Here is a 13,310-nt window from a genome sequence, read left to right as displayed (position 1 = left end):
GTCCATATGGAGGAAATAACAGGGTTTTATACAATAGAACTAGTATTGGTGTCTTTGTTAATAGCCATCGTATCTTCTTATACTTCGCTGTTAATAGTCCGACGGATGCTGCTCAGCCAACGGCAGAATAAACAATGGGGGTGGCTGATTTCTGGAAGTTTGACGTTTGGAGGCGGAATTTGGTCTATGCATTTTGTAGCCATGTTAGCGTACCAGATGGATATGACGGTCACCTATGATTCAGCAATGCTCGGATGGAGTATCATCTGTGCTGGAGCATCCAGTTTTACCGCCTTTTTCATCATAAATAAGAATTTAAAGAATAGAGCAGCCTTGTCAGTTTCAGCTGTGTTCATTGCTACCGGGATTTTGTCTATGCACTATATTGGTATGGAAGCCATGCAGATGAGAGCAAGGATTGATTACAACCCCTGGATGGTCCTGGTCTCTGTCCTTATTGCTCTTTTAGCTTCATTTGGCGCTCTATACATTTTTACTTCTCAGCAAAAGGACAATAAAAGGTCAACACCCGTACTTATGTGGGGAAGTGCTGTGCTTATGGGGATAGCTATTTCCGGCATGCATTACACAGGAATGACTTCTGCCTCTTTTTATATGGATAAACAAACGACAGCCCCTCTAGAAAATAGAGCAGTTGTTCAACAAGGCACCCTCGGATATTTAATAGCGATCACCATCCTTATCATTTTAGGTTTTATGGTCATCTTAGTTTATTACAATCGAAAATTAGAAGATACACATCATCAGTATTCATTAGCTGATAAAATTTATCGGTCGATTGTTGAGTCAGCCAACGATGCCATAATCACAGCAAATAAGGAGGGAAGGATTCTCAGTTGGAATAAAGCTGCAGAGGAGATCTTTGGCTTCAACGCCAACGAAATGTTAAATCAACCTCTTACAGCAATCATGCCGGCCTCCTATCGATCCGCCCATGAAATAGGAATTCAGAGTTACATAGAAGCAAGAAAAGCCCAGGTTATTGACCAAACGGTACAACTTGAAGGGTTACATAAGAATAATGGCGTATTTCCAATTGAGTTATCCTTATCCACCATTGAGGAAGAAGGAGAAATTTACTTTACAGGTTTGGTTCGAGACGTTTCCGAACGAATGAAAAGCCAGGAACGAATCAAAGAATTGGTTTACAAAGATGAGTTGACCCATCTGCCGAATCGACGAATGTTATATGATCACTTATCTTCATGTGTCCAACATGCAAAGAAAACGAAGGAAATCATCAGCGTGATGTTTCTTGACTTGAATCGCTTTAAGCAAGTCAATGATGTCTATGGACATAAGACAGGGGATGAATTATTAAGACAGCTATCTGCGCGGATCCAGCAGCATCTATCCGAGCAGGATATGCTGGCTAGACAAAGTGGAGATGAATTTGTCATTGTTTGTCCTCAAACAACCACTTACAAAACCGGAAATCTTGCTAACGACATTATTCAGGCTGTTCGTACTCCTTTTGTTATTGCTGGAAAAGAAATTTATATGTCTATGGCCATAGGAATCAGTATCTTTCCTGACAATGGATCGACAGTAGATGTATTAATAAAAAATGCGGATACGGCGATGTATCAGTCGAAGCAAAAAGGGGATAACAAGGCTTATTTTTTTACAGAGGAAATGAACGAACTTATTTCAAAAAAAATGCAGTTGGAATACGGATTGCGAAAGGCGATAGAGAAAGAAGAATTACTCCTTTATTACCAACCACAGGTGAATGTCAAAACAGGGAAGGTTAAAGGGGTGGAAGCTCTTATTCGGTGGAATCATCCGGAGCTGGGATTAATTTCACCATTAGAATTTATTCCACTAGCTGAAGAAACAAATCTGATTATACCCATGGGAGAATGGATCTTACAGGAGGCCTGCAGTCAATTTAAACAATGGCTGAATCAGGGGTATAAACTGGATCATATATCCATTAATATATCTTCCCTTCAATTTCGGGAACCGGACTTTGCGAAACTTATTCAAAGAGTTCTAGAGGAAAATCAGTTGAAGCCCGAATGTTTGGAATTAGAAATTACAGAAAGCGTCGTTCAGGATTCAAACGAAGCGATTCCTATTATGCACACCCTGAAAAATATGGGGGTCAAGCTATCTCTAGATGATTTTGGAACGGGTTACTCTTCCTTGAGGTATTTAAAAGATTTCCCTCTGGATGTCTTGAAGATTGATAAATCCTTTGTCCAAACAGTATATAACAGCAATAAGGATCAGGCTGTCATTGATACGATTATTGATATGGCTGATCGATTGGAGTTGAGTGTGATTGCAGAAGGTGTGGAAACAATTGAGCAGTTAAATTATTTAAATGAAAAGAACTGCCTGGAATATCAAGGTTTTCTATTCAGCGCCCCAGTATCGAAAAACCAAATACCTATGCTTTTATCGCAGGGCGTCCAGCCAAGGTAACACGTCTTCGGGGAAGAAAAATAATTTCCATGCTCATGAAGTTCTTTTTGTTCGTAATATCAACACGAAACTTTACCGGATCCTTATTCTTGAAATTCAAAGGCAGCATAGAAAAAGCCGTCATTCAGTAGTGAATGACGGCTTTTATTAGATTAACCAGCAAAATGCATTTGAGGCTGATCTGTAGAGCGTATAGATTCCAATGTGTTAAACACATGGCTTGCTTCTGCATCTGTTAATGGCAGAAGAGGAAGTCGTACGCCTCCTGTTGGGACGCCGATCTTGTTCAAGGCTGCTTTAACAGGAGAAGGACTAGGAGCCGAGAAGATGGCATGCATGACAGGCAGGAGTTTTTGGTGCATTTGAGCAGCATAGGCGAAATCACCTTCATAGAAGCTGCGGATCATTTGCTGCATCTCATTTCCAATGACGTGCGAGGAAACAGAAACGATCCCCGTACCTCCAATGGACATAAACGGCAGCGTATTGGAATCTTCACCGCTGTAAACAGAGAAGTCTTCCGGCGTTTCGCGGATGATTTCTGTAGCAGCATCCAAATCGCCGCTTGCTTCTTTAACAGACACGATGTTCTCGATTTGAGAGAGACGGATAATCGTTGCCGGCTCCATGTTCACGACACTTCTTCCTGGAATGTTGTAAAGCATCACGGGCAGGGAAGTGGCGTTGGCTATTGTAGAGAAATGCTGGTACAGACCTTCCTGGGTAGGTTTATTGTAGTAAGGGGTAACGAGCATAACCGCATCCACACCTGTGTTTTCGGCCTGCTTCGTTAATTCGATGGATGCTCTTGTATTATTCGAACCTGTTCCTGCAATGACAGGGACTCTTCCATCAACGACGGAAACAACATATTTGTATAAGCTTACCTTTTCTTCTGTTGTTAATGTCGGAGATTCTCCGGTTGTTCCTGCAATAACCAGTGCATCAGAACCATTGTTGATCAAATGATTGACTAACGTTCTCGTTGCTTCAAAATCAATGTTTTCTTCTTCGTCAAATGGAGTCACCATCGCTGTTAGTACTTGCCCGAATTTCATTAACCTCACACCTTTTCTAGTTATAGTTTACGTTCGAGGTAGTGAGGGCTACGGTCATAAAAAACGACAGCAACGAGGGCCCGCTGCTGCCGTAGAAACTTTAATGCCGTTCCTGCGTAAGATAGCCCTCCATATAGTTTCCTATATGACAGTCCTGCGCTTGTTCAGCCACAGACCCAGCGTCAGGAACATGAGGTTCCTTAAGCTTCGGCAATTTCCCCTTTCGACTGGTTTCAAAGGAGCTCATTCTCCTCCACCAATCTACTCTTGTCATTGCACCTCTACCCTTACTTCAAAAAAATTTGAAATAAGAAATTATTTAGTTATAAAAATATTAACAAATTTGATGATTCTATACAACAGAAATAAGGTAAGTTCTTAGTATTCGACAAAATTCCATAAAAAAATACGCCCAAATAGATGTGTGGTCTTGTAAGACCTGATTTCGAGATTTTGGCGGTAATATGGTGGCCGGGAAAACGACTTGCTTTCCGCGGGCATGTAGTGAGCTTCCTCAGGCTTTTCGCCTTCCGGGATCCCGCCGATCATGTTCATCCCACAGGAGCCTCCCCGTTTTCCCAACCCTCATATGTTTGTGAGGGGCTCGAAATTGCCCGGCACCATACGAATCTTAATAGTAATAATGCTATAAGTTATACGCTGCAGATATTGTTTCTTCTTACATACTTTTTAGGATGGGAAGGGGGAAGCATGTTTAGTGAAAAAGGGACGATTAAGTTCGGCATATCTATAGCCTGCAACGAACGACCCTTTATCATGTAGATCGGAAAGCAAATCCTTCCACGCCCCCTGGGGCCTTATCTCAAAGTCACCTTCGAGTTTTAAAAGAACCAGCAGATAAAATCCAACTCGAGGCGGAGATAAGTTCATTCTTCGGGATATCGCGCTTTGTTTTACATTTTTATACACTTAGATTAACAAAAACAAAGAAGGTGTGAGTGGAATGGCGGTTAGAGATGGTGCGGTACAAAGGTTGGAGAATGAGCTGGGGGAACAGTCGTCCCTGTTTAAAAATAAAAACTTTCTGCTTCTATGGGGAGCGGCCCTGCTTTCAAGCTTTGGGATTTCTTTCTTCTTATTTTCAGAAAGCTGGTATGTCGTCAATGTCCTCGGTTTAGAAGCGTCGTTAGGGATTCTATATATTGCCTCGAGCATCCCGCGCTTATTATTTATGATGATTAGTGGAACGGTTGCCGATCGTTACAGTAAGACAAAAATTATGTTTTTATCTGATTTCATCCGTGGGCTGCTTTTAGTTGGTCTTGTCGTTTGGTTCTTTCTCGGCGGGATTACGTTATGGACATTTGTTTTATTCGCTTTTCTTTTTGGAATTCTGGATGCTTTTTTCTGGGCGGCTGAGAGTGCGGTTATTCCATCGATTATTGATAAGGAGCAGTTGACCAGGGGGAATTCGATTATTCAAATGACGAACCAGGCCTCTTTTATTCTGGCACCTATGATAGCGGCGGCGATTATAGCCTTTGGTAACTATCAAATTGTATTTATCACTACCGCCGTCATGCTGGTCATTGCAAGTCTCCTTATCTTTTTAATGCGTACTCCGGCGAAGGTCGATAACTCAAAGGGTCAGGAGAAGTTCTGGGATACGTTCAAGGAAGGGCTGGTGTATGTAAAGGGTTCCCGGGTGATTACGCTAATCATTGCTACGACGATATTTATAAATCTATTTATCGTAGGACCGATGACAATGGGTCTGCCGCTGTTTGTGAAAAAACAGCTGGAAGGATCAGCTCTTGATTTTAGTTTTCTTGAGTCGGGAATGGCGGTCGGAATGCTGATTGGTTCTGTAGTTGTCGGAGTGTTGAATATCAAACACAACCGCGGCCGGGTAAGTCTGCTTTCTCTAATTTTCGGCGGGGTGTCTTTTGTTGCTTTAAGTTTTACAACAGAACTGTGGCTGAGTATTGTTTGTCTCAGTTTGTTCGGAATATCCCTGTCTATGTGCAACATCCCTTTTATCGCTGCTCTGCAGAGTCTCGTTGAGGAGGAAATGCTCGGACGGGTGATGGGACTTGTTTCATTAGCATCCATGGGGTTGATTCCTGTCAGTTTTGCAATCACTTCTGCTGTTCTAGCCATGGGTGTATCGATTCATCACATCATGGCCATTGGAGCCTCTCTCCTTACTTTGTATTCCATGTTTGCGTTTATGAGATTTAAAGAACTCCGTGAGCTGGATTAACAGCAAAAATAAAAAGCCCCCATAATGGGATGGAGGCTTTTGGATGGTCCCCTTCCACTAGGATCCGGGGCGCTTATACCATCCTTTTTCTTTAAATCTGGAAATCGCTTCGATACGGTTGCTTACTTCGAGCTTTTCCAGGATGACAGACACATAGTTTCGAACCGTTCCGGGTGTAATAAAAAGTTCCTGAGAGATATCCTTGGTATTCTTCCCATCAGCCATCAACTGAATCACTTCACGCTCGCGTTCTGTCAGCGGGTTTTGCTGTGTGAAGGCAAGGTCGACCAGTTCAGGGTCAAAGATCCGCTGCCCGTCCATAATCTTTCGTATCGCCGTGGCAAGATCCTCACTCGGGCTGTCCTTCAACAGATAACCGCTGACTCCGGCCCTTCTTGCACGATCAAAGTAGCCGGGGCGGGCAAAGGTGGTTAAGATAATGACTTTACACGGTTCATCATAAAGCTCTTCGGCTGCATCCAGACCATCTTTCACCGGCATCTCAATATCCATAATGCAGATATCCGGCTTTAACTCGCGAACCAGATCGCAGGCTTCTTGTCCGTTGTTTGCTTTGCCGACGACTTCCATGCCATCTTCCAGGTCCAGTAAAGCACCCAGGGCACCGAGCAGCATCCGCTGGTCTTCGGCTATGACAATTCGAATCATTGGCTGTCCTCCTTTTCTTTATTCTTAATCACATTCGGTACATGCAGCTTCAGTTTTGTTCCTCCGCTGCTTTCCAATTCCATCCGTCCATTCACAAATTCCAATCGTTCCCGCATTCCCTGCAGACCGTTGCCTTTAAAGGGCTCGATCGATTCAGGAATTCCTTTTCCGTCATCTTCAATAGAGACAAGGATTTCCGTCGGGCACTGTTGGATAGATACATGACAGGATGAAGCTTCGCTGTGCTTAACAATATTGGTGGCGGCTTCTTTCAAACACATACTAAGCACGTTTTCGACGAGCAGAGGCGTGTTTGTTAACTGAGGATCTCCTTCATAGTAAAAGTCCATTTCGGCCGCTTCAATAATCTGCTGAATGCGTATGAGTTCATCTTCAAGCTTCGTACCTCTCATATTCGATACCATTTCCCTTACTTCCTTCAAAGCGGTTCTCGCAGTCGTTCTGATATCATCGATTTCCTGCCTTGCTTTCTCCGGTTTAACGGGGATCAGCTTCCCGGCTAAATCACTCTTCAATCCAATCATGGAGAGCTTCTGCCCGAGTGTATCATGCAGGTCTCTGGCAATTCGTTCGCGCTCTTCAATCACCATCAATTGGGAGATTCGTTCATTGGCATCTTCCAGCTTGTCTTCGAGCTGCTGCTGCTGATTTCTGTACCGAACGGTAAATGGCAGAAGGATGACACCGATCACCGTAATGATGATAAACGGAAGATTGGGAAATAAAGAATCAATTTGATGAATGAACGTCATCGTAATGGCAATTAACGTTGTGGTTAAATGGACAATATAAAGGGATAAAAATCCACCGTAATGTCTGATATTCCCAATAAAAAATGCCAGGAACAAGGCGAAATAAATGTATCCAAATAAAACGGTCATCGTCAGACTGATGGCCATCTCTACGCTGACCCATAAATACACCATCCGGCTGTTGGAGATAAAGGAGAGCCGGTAGGATAGAAAGAAAATCAAAGTCATGAGAATGCCGATCATCATTTCATACATCGAGGATGATCGGAAAATAAAAAAGAAGGGAAGCAGACAAAAAATAATCCATACATAAATGCTGAGTCCTGTATTTTTTGGAATGATATGATACCAGTTCTGCATGGGCGGCACCTCCTGTTCTTTTCTTAAGGATATGGGAAAAAAAGTTCCCTGTCATCATGGAAAAAAGTCCATTCATCAGAATGGACTTTTTCTCATCGCTCATTTTGTAAAGTCGGCTGGTTATTTTCCAGCATAGACAATCGTTTCTTTTTTAATAAGGGCTTTACTTCTTTAAATGAAACGAAGGTTTTATTTTCTGTGTCGTACAAACGGAAGCGGACCGATTCCAGGCTTGTCGCCAGTGTAATCGTTGTTGCATGCTGAAGGGGCGGTGTTTCGTTGTGCGCCTTTTCCAGCATATAGTTTGGAACCCTTGGGCTTAGGTGGTGAACATGGTGGAATCCAATGTTTCCTGACACCCACTGGAGCAGTTTCGGAAGTTTATAATAGGAGCTTCCGTCAACGGCTGCTTTTACAAAGTCCCATTCTGATTCATCCTCAAAATAGGAGTCTTCGAATTGGTGCTGGACGTAAAAGAGCCAGATGCCAAGAATTCCAGAAACGTATAGGATCGGAATTTGAATGATTAAGAAAGCTTCCCATCCAATCGCCCAGATCAATGCACTGTAGATTACAGCCACGGCAGCGTTTGTTACATATGTGTTGATGCGTTCCTTACGTTTGGCGCCTTTACGATTGAACCGGTTTGATACAAGGAATAAATAAATCGGACCAAGGCCGAACATGACAAGTGGATTTCGATATATACGATAGGCCATACGTTCTTTGAAAGAGGCCTGCACGTATTCATCGACCGTCATCACCCAGATATCACCCGTTCCACGTTTGTCTAAATTACCGCTTGTAGCGTGATGAATGGAGTGACTTCTCTTCCATTTATCAAACGGAAACAACGTTATGATTCCGGTAATGGTCCCAATCATACGGTTGGCTTTTTGACTTTTCAAAAAGGAAGAGTGTGTACAGTCATGGAAAATAATAAACATTCGAATGACAAACCCTCCAGCGAGCATGGCAGCAGGGACGGCTAACCAAACAGACACGGATAAGCTTACATAAGCCAGGTACCACAAAAGAACAAAGGGTACAATTGTATTCATTAACTGGCGGACGCCTGCAGCTGTGTCAGGCTTCGCATAGGTTGATACGCTTTTCTTCAGCTCTTTTTGTTTCTCTTTGTTCATTAAAAACGACTCCTTCACGTTTGTTCATATTAGTTATGATAGGTGAAAAGGGAGAATTTTATAAGACACAAACGTCAGGTCATCTATATGACACTTGTCATGGGTGTTTGTCTATTCTTAGGAGGTATTATTGTTTCACGTGAAACAACGATGATGAACAAATAATGGAATAAACATAAGTCCAACCATTAAGGGAACGCTTTCATTATGATAAAATAGAGGTGGAAAGACCACTTTATTCAGGAGGGTTTCTTTATGACAAAGCGCATCCTTGTCGCTTATGACGGCAGCGATTTGAGCAGAGAGGCAGTCTATGAAGCGAAAAATCAGGCTTGTGAGTCCCCTGAAAGAGAAATCTATATTTTATCTGTTGTTAAACCTACCGGACCTGCGACCAATGCCGCAGTCTCGCGCAGTATCGGAAAAGAGATGGCCGACCGATTTCGCTCTGAAATGCAGGTGTTGAAAGAACAGATGGAATCACCGGGTGTGGATGTTGTTACAGAAGTGGTTGTGAGTAACGTGGAAGAAAATCCTGGTTTAAGTATTTGTGCTTATGCCAAGAAAAAGGCGGTTGATTTAATTATTGTAGGCAGCCGCGGTTTTGGGAACGTAAAACAGTTATTTCTCGGAAGTGTCAGCAATAATGTAGTCCAGCATGCGTCCTGTCCGGTTTTAATTATGAAATAAAGTGAATGGACCCGTCTTTTTGACGGGTTTTTCTAACGATAAATAGACAGGGGAATGGGAAAGGAATGAAAACAATGGAGAAAGCGAAAGTGGCCGTCATCGGCAGTTCATCGATGGATCTTGTTGTCACTTCAACAAAGCGTCCAAACGCGGGTGAAACCGTACTTGGTGAATCATTTAAGACTGTACCAGGAGGGAAAGGGGCGAATCAGGCTGTTGCAGCTGCCAGAGTGGGAGCGGACGTTCATATGATTGGCTGTGTCGGAGATGACCCTTATGGTGCTGAAATCCTGGAGAATTTTAAACGGAATGGTGTGAACACCGATTATGTGGATCGGGTGACAGGTGTAGAAACCGGTACAGCACATATTACTCTGGCCGAGGGGGATAACAGCATTATTGTCGTCAAAGGGGCCAATGATGGTGTAACGCCTGATTACGTTAAAGAATCCGTGGCTTTACTACGGACCTGTGACCTTGTAATGATCCAGCAGGAAGTACCAGAAGAAACGGTCGTGTATGCAGCGGAACTTTGTAAAGAGCTTGGTGTGCCTCTCCTATTAAATCCTGCACCGGCGCGGAAAATATCAGATGAGGTGATCAACTATGCTTCCTACATCACACCAAATGAGCACGAAGGAGCGGTCCTTTTTAATGGAATGGAGCTGTCTGATGCTCTTCAAAAGTTCCCTGGTAAGCTGCTGGTCACAGAGGGGGCGGCAGGTGTCCGCTATCATAACGGCAAAAGCCAGGTGCTCGTTCCGGCCTTTCCTGTACAAGCAGTCGATACCACAGGTGCCGGTGATACCTTTAATGCGGCCTTTGGGACAGCCATCGCTGAAGGAAAAGGCGTAGAAGATAGTATTCGTTTTGCCAATTGTGCGGCCTCTTTCTCCGTAACCGGGTTTGGGGCACAGGGGGGAATGCCTTATAGAAAAGATGTGGACAGGAGAATGGAACAAAGTACGAAAAAGAGTTCAAATTAGTACAACACTATCATTTTACCCTCGATAGAAATGAACTTTAAGGACAAAGACATATCCTCCTAAGGATCATGAAAAGAAACATCCCTTCCATAACAACGGAAGGGATGTTTTTGTGTTTTTTCCTCTACGTCTACGGCCTTTTGAATTTAGGTTTTAATGACACGGAATGTTCCCGCTCAACGCCTATTCTAAACGGGCGCCGGCCGCTTTTGTGTTTAAACTATAAAACGGAGCCCTTATCTTTGTGTTTTCGACACGTTGTGCTATGTAAACGCTATTAGTTATAATTTTCTTAAGAATTAAAAAATACTTCCATTCCACCTAAAAGACCCGGATGGTGATCAATAGGAGAATGATGAAAGGGTGTGGTGATCTTGGAAGCCATCAGTAAGAATTTTTTCTTATACCTTTCCAACAACAAGTTGTTAGATCGCTTTGCTAAGCGTTTTGGCGCTAAATTTGGGGCTGACAAGATAGTAGGAGGAGAGACTTTCTCTCAGGCAATTCCATTAATTCAACAGCTAAACCACGAAGGTCTTGTGGTCACTGTCGACCACTTAGGTGAGTTTGTAAACTGTGAGCAGGAGGCAAGGGATCGGGCGGGAGAATGCATTCGCAGCATCCAGCAGATAGCGAGCCACCAATTACAGTCAGAAGTATCTCTTAAATTAACATCCTTGGGGTTGGATATCAGCAGGGAGCTAGTCATGGAAAACATGGAGCTGATTTTAAAAGAAGCTCAAAAGCATGACCTGACCGTTACGATTGATATGGAAGACTCCTCAAGATGTGGAGCAACATTAGAAATTTATCAAGAGTTAAAGAAAGAGTATCCGAATTTAGGTACGGTTGTTCAATCCTACCTTTATCGTTCTGATGAGGATTTAGACAATTTAAATGACTGCCAGCCTTATCTGCGTCTTGTAAAAGGGGCTTATAAGGAGTCAGGCAAAGTTGCTTTTCCAGAGAAAAAATTGGTCGATGATAACTTGAAGCATCTGATCAAGAAAAACCTGCTCAATGGCAACTATACCGCTATTGCAAGTCATGATGATGCGATTGTGGATTACACAAAGCAGTTAGTAAAAGAGCATGACATTCCAAACGACCGCTTTGAGTTCCAAATGCTCTATGGGATGAGAACTCAAATGCAGAAAGACCTTCTTAAAGAAGGGTATAACGTACGCGTCTATATGCCATATGGAGAAGATTGGTATGGGTATTTTATGAGGCGTCTTGCAGAGAGACCCGCGAATATTGCTTTTGCACTCAGAGGATTTTTCAGTAAATAAATTTTTTAAAATCAGAAAGGGGAATTTTATCATGGTCCAGCCTTATAAACACGAACCGTTCACAGATTTCACAGTAGAAGAGAACAAGAAAGCTTTCGAAGAAGCATTAAAGCAAGTGAAAGAAGAACTAGGGCAGCATCATGACCTTCTGATCGATGGAGAACGTATTCGAACAGACAATACGATTACATCTACCAACCCCGCCAACACAAAGCAGGTCGTAGGGACAGTATCGAAAGCCAATGCTGATCTAGCTGAAAAAGCGGTACAGTCCGCGGCAACCGCTTTTGAAGATTGGAGAAAATGGGATCCGCGTGCCCGCGCTGAACTCTTGTTCCGTGCTGCTCATATTATCCGTCGCCGCAAACACGAATTCTCTGCCTATCTCGTTTATGAAGTCGGCAAGCCATGGAAAGAAGCAGATGCAGATACAGCAGAAGCGATTGATTTCCTTGAGTACTATGGCCGTCAAATGATCGAGCTGAAAGAAGGCAAACCAGTTGAAAGCCGCCCGGGTGAACAGAACCGTTACATTTATACATCCACAGGTGTAGCTGTCGTTATTCCTCCTTGGAATCTCGCTTTTGCCATCATGGCAGGTACGACAGTCGCTCCACTGGTGACAGGAAGCACAGTTGTCATGAAGCCGGCGAGTAACAGTCCGGTGATTGCTGCGAAGTTCGTAGAGGTTCTTGAAGAAGCCGGACTTCCAAAAGGCGTTCTGAACTTTGTACCAGGAAGCGGTGGAGAAGTAGGAGACTACCTTGTCGACCACCCGAAAACAGCGTTAATCTCCTTCACCGGCTCCCGTGATGTTGGGACGCGGATCATTAAACGTGCAGCTGAAATTCAAGAGGGTCAGAATCACTTGAAACAGGTCATTGCGGAGATGGGCGGAAAAGATACCGTAGTGGTTGATAAAGAGGCGAACATCGAGACAGCTGTAGATGCCATTATCGTATCTGCTTTCGGTTTCTCCGGACAGAAGTGTTCCTCTGGATCGCGCGCTGTCGTTCACCAGGATGTCTATGATGAAGTTCTGGAAAAAGTAAAAGAACGTACAGAGCAGTTAACCGTAGGAAATGCCTCTGAAGAAAACGTCTATATGGGACCAGTTGTCGATCAAGGGGCTTATGACAAAATCATGAGCTACATGGAGATTGGTAAAGAAGAAGGGCGCTTGGTGACAGGTGGAGAAGGCGATGATTCAAAAGGCTACTTCATCAAGCCGACGGTATTTGCAGACCTTCACCCAGAGTCCCGCATGCAGCAGGAAGAAATCTTCGGCCCTGTGGTCTGCTTTACAAAGGCTAAAGACTTCGATGATGCCATCGAGATTGCCAATAATACAGAATACGGTTTGACAGGTGCGGTCATATCTGACAACCGTGATCATCTGGAAAAAGCAAAATACGATTTCCATGTCGGCAACCTTTACTTTAACCGCAACTGCACAGGTGCCATCGTAGGATACCAGCCGTTTGGCGGATTCAAAATGTCAGGTACCGACTCTAAAGCAGGCGGACCGGACTATCTGGCGCTGCATATGCAGGCGAAGACGATCTCTGAAATGTTTTAAAATCACCTGAGGCTCTCCCACACCTGGGAGAGCTTTTTTAAAGGAGAGAGATAGGGGAGTATTTTGAAACGGTCCGTCATTGA

Annotated in this window: 11 protein-coding genes and 1 riboswitch; of the genes, 6 read left to right on the top strand and 5 right to left on the bottom strand. The window is 43.6% G+C overall.

What is annotated here, in order from left to right:
* The first annotated feature begins 6 nt into the window (after window positions 1–6).
* Complete coding sequence (locus LC036_RS10740) at window positions 7–2,451, top strand: bifunctional diguanylate cyclase/phosphodiesterase (RefSeq protein WP_226582010.1); 2,445 nt, start codon at window positions 7–9, stop codon at window positions 2,449–2,451.
* A 152-nt stretch (window positions 2,452–2,603) separates the two neighbouring features.
* On the opposite strand, the gene dapA is transcribed toward LC036_RS10740, so the two are convergent.
* A complete protein-coding gene (dapA, locus tag LC036_RS10735) occupies window positions 2,604–3,509 on the bottom strand; it encodes a 4-hydroxy-tetrahydrodipicolinate synthase (RefSeq protein WP_226582007.1) in 906 nt (301 codons plus the stop codon).
* Window positions 3,510–3,623: 114 nt separating this feature from the next.
* Window positions 3,624–3,801, bottom strand: a riboswitch (Lysine riboswitch).
* Window positions 3,802–3,887: 86 nt separating this feature from the next.
* Window positions 3,888–4,064, bottom strand: coding sequence for a hypothetical protein (locus LC036_RS10730; RefSeq protein WP_226582004.1), 177 nt, complete (start codon window positions 4,062–4,064; stop codon window positions 3,888–3,890).
* A 409-nt stretch (window positions 4,065–4,473) separates the two neighbouring features.
* On the opposite strand from LC036_RS10730, the gene LC036_RS10725 reads away from it, so the two are divergent.
* Window positions 4,474–5,733: an MFS transporter gene (locus LC036_RS10725; RefSeq protein ID WP_226582001.1), complete on the top strand. Its 1,260-nt coding sequence runs from the start codon at window positions 4,474–4,476 to the stop codon at window positions 5,731–5,733.
* 57 nt (window positions 5,734–5,790) lie between these two features.
* On the opposite strand, the gene LC036_RS10720 is transcribed toward LC036_RS10725, so the two are convergent.
* The 3 genes from LC036_RS10720 to LC036_RS10710 form a co-directional block, all read right to left on the bottom strand.
* Entirely contained in the window at window positions 5,791–6,402 is a 612-nt protein-coding gene (locus LC036_RS10720) for a response regulator transcription factor (RefSeq protein WP_226581997.1), read from the bottom strand.
* Complete coding sequence (locus LC036_RS10715; protein WP_226581993.1) at window positions 6,399–7,535, bottom strand: histidine kinase; 1,137 nt, start codon at window positions 7,533–7,535, stop codon at window positions 6,399–6,401. The genes LC036_RS10720 and LC036_RS10715 overlap by 4 nt, the downstream gene beginning before the upstream one ends.
* A gap of 92 nt (window positions 7,536–7,627) precedes the next feature.
* The gene (locus tag LC036_RS10710) at window positions 7,628–8,680 is read right to left on the bottom strand and encodes a fatty acid desaturase (protein ID WP_226581990.1); all 1,053 of its coding nucleotides are present in this window, start codon (window positions 8,678–8,680) and stop codon (window positions 7,628–7,630) included.
* A gap of 255 nt (window positions 8,681–8,935) precedes the next feature.
* On the opposite strand from LC036_RS10710, the gene LC036_RS10705 reads away from it, so the two are divergent.
* From LC036_RS10705 to pruA, 4 genes are all read left to right on the top strand, one after another.
* Window positions 8,936–9,370 carry a universal stress protein gene (locus LC036_RS10705; RefSeq protein WP_226581988.1) on the top strand — a complete coding sequence of 145 codons (435 nt, stop codon included), beginning with the start codon at window positions 8,936–8,938 and terminating at the stop codon, window positions 9,368–9,370.
* Between the two features lie 74 nt (window positions 9,371–9,444).
* Complete coding sequence (gene rbsK / locus LC036_RS10700; RefSeq protein WP_226581986.1) at window positions 9,445–10,356, top strand: ribokinase; 912 nt, start codon at window positions 9,445–9,447, stop codon at window positions 10,354–10,356.
* A gap of 374 nt (window positions 10,357–10,730) precedes the next feature.
* On the top strand, window positions 10,731–11,648 hold the full coding sequence (locus tag LC036_RS10695) for a proline dehydrogenase family protein (protein ID WP_226581985.1): 918 nt from the start codon (window positions 10,731–10,733) through the stop codon (window positions 11,646–11,648).
* 31 nt (window positions 11,649–11,679) lie between these two features.
* Complete coding sequence (gene pruA, locus LC036_RS10690; protein WP_226581983.1) at window positions 11,680–13,227, top strand: L-glutamate gamma-semialdehyde dehydrogenase; 1,548 nt, start codon at window positions 11,680–11,682, stop codon at window positions 13,225–13,227.
* The last annotated feature ends 83 nt before the right edge of the window (window positions 13,228–13,310 follow it).

The sequence above is a fragment of the Halobacillus litoralis genome (assembly GCF_020524025.1).
Classification (GTDB): Bacteria; Bacillota; Bacilli; order Bacillales; family Halobacillaceae; genus Halobacillus; species Halobacillus litoralis_D.
The sequence above is the reverse complement of the archived record's forward strand: the minus strand, read 5'-3'. Positions and strand labels throughout refer to the sequence as shown.

Coding starts and splice junctions, on each gene's coding strand:
- LC036_RS10740 (WP_226582010.1), top strand. CDS start 7: ATGGAGGAAATAACAGGGTTTTATACAATAGAACTAGTATTGGTGTCT.
- dapA (WP_226582007.1), bottom strand. CDS start 3,509: ATGAAATTCGGGCAAGTACTAACAGCGATGGTGACTCCATTTGACGAA.
- LC036_RS10730 (WP_226582004.1), bottom strand. CDS start 4,064: ATGAACATGATCGGCGGGATCCCGGAAGGCGAAAAGCCTGAGGAAGCT.
- LC036_RS10725 (WP_226582001.1), top strand. CDS start 4,474: ATGGCGGTTAGAGATGGTGCGGTACAAAGGTTGGAGAATGAGCTGGGG.
- LC036_RS10720 (WP_226581997.1), bottom strand. CDS start 6,402: ATGATTCGAATTGTCATAGCCGAAGACCAGCGGATGCTGCTCGGTGCC.
- LC036_RS10715 (WP_226581993.1), bottom strand. CDS start 7,535: ATGCAGAACTGGTATCATATCATTCCAAAAAATACAGGACTCAGCATT.
- LC036_RS10710 (WP_226581990.1), bottom strand. CDS start 8,680: ATGAACAAAGAGAAACAAAAAGAGCTGAAGAAAAGCGTATCAACCTAT.
- LC036_RS10705 (WP_226581988.1), top strand. CDS start 8,936: ATGACAAAGCGCATCCTTGTCGCTTATGACGGCAGCGATTTGAGCAGA.
- rbsK (WP_226581986.1), top strand. CDS start 9,445: ATGGAGAAAGCGAAAGTGGCCGTCATCGGCAGTTCATCGATGGATCTT.
- pruA (WP_226581983.1), top strand. CDS start 11,680: ATGGTCCAGCCTTATAAACACGAACCGTTCACAGATTTCACAGTAGAA.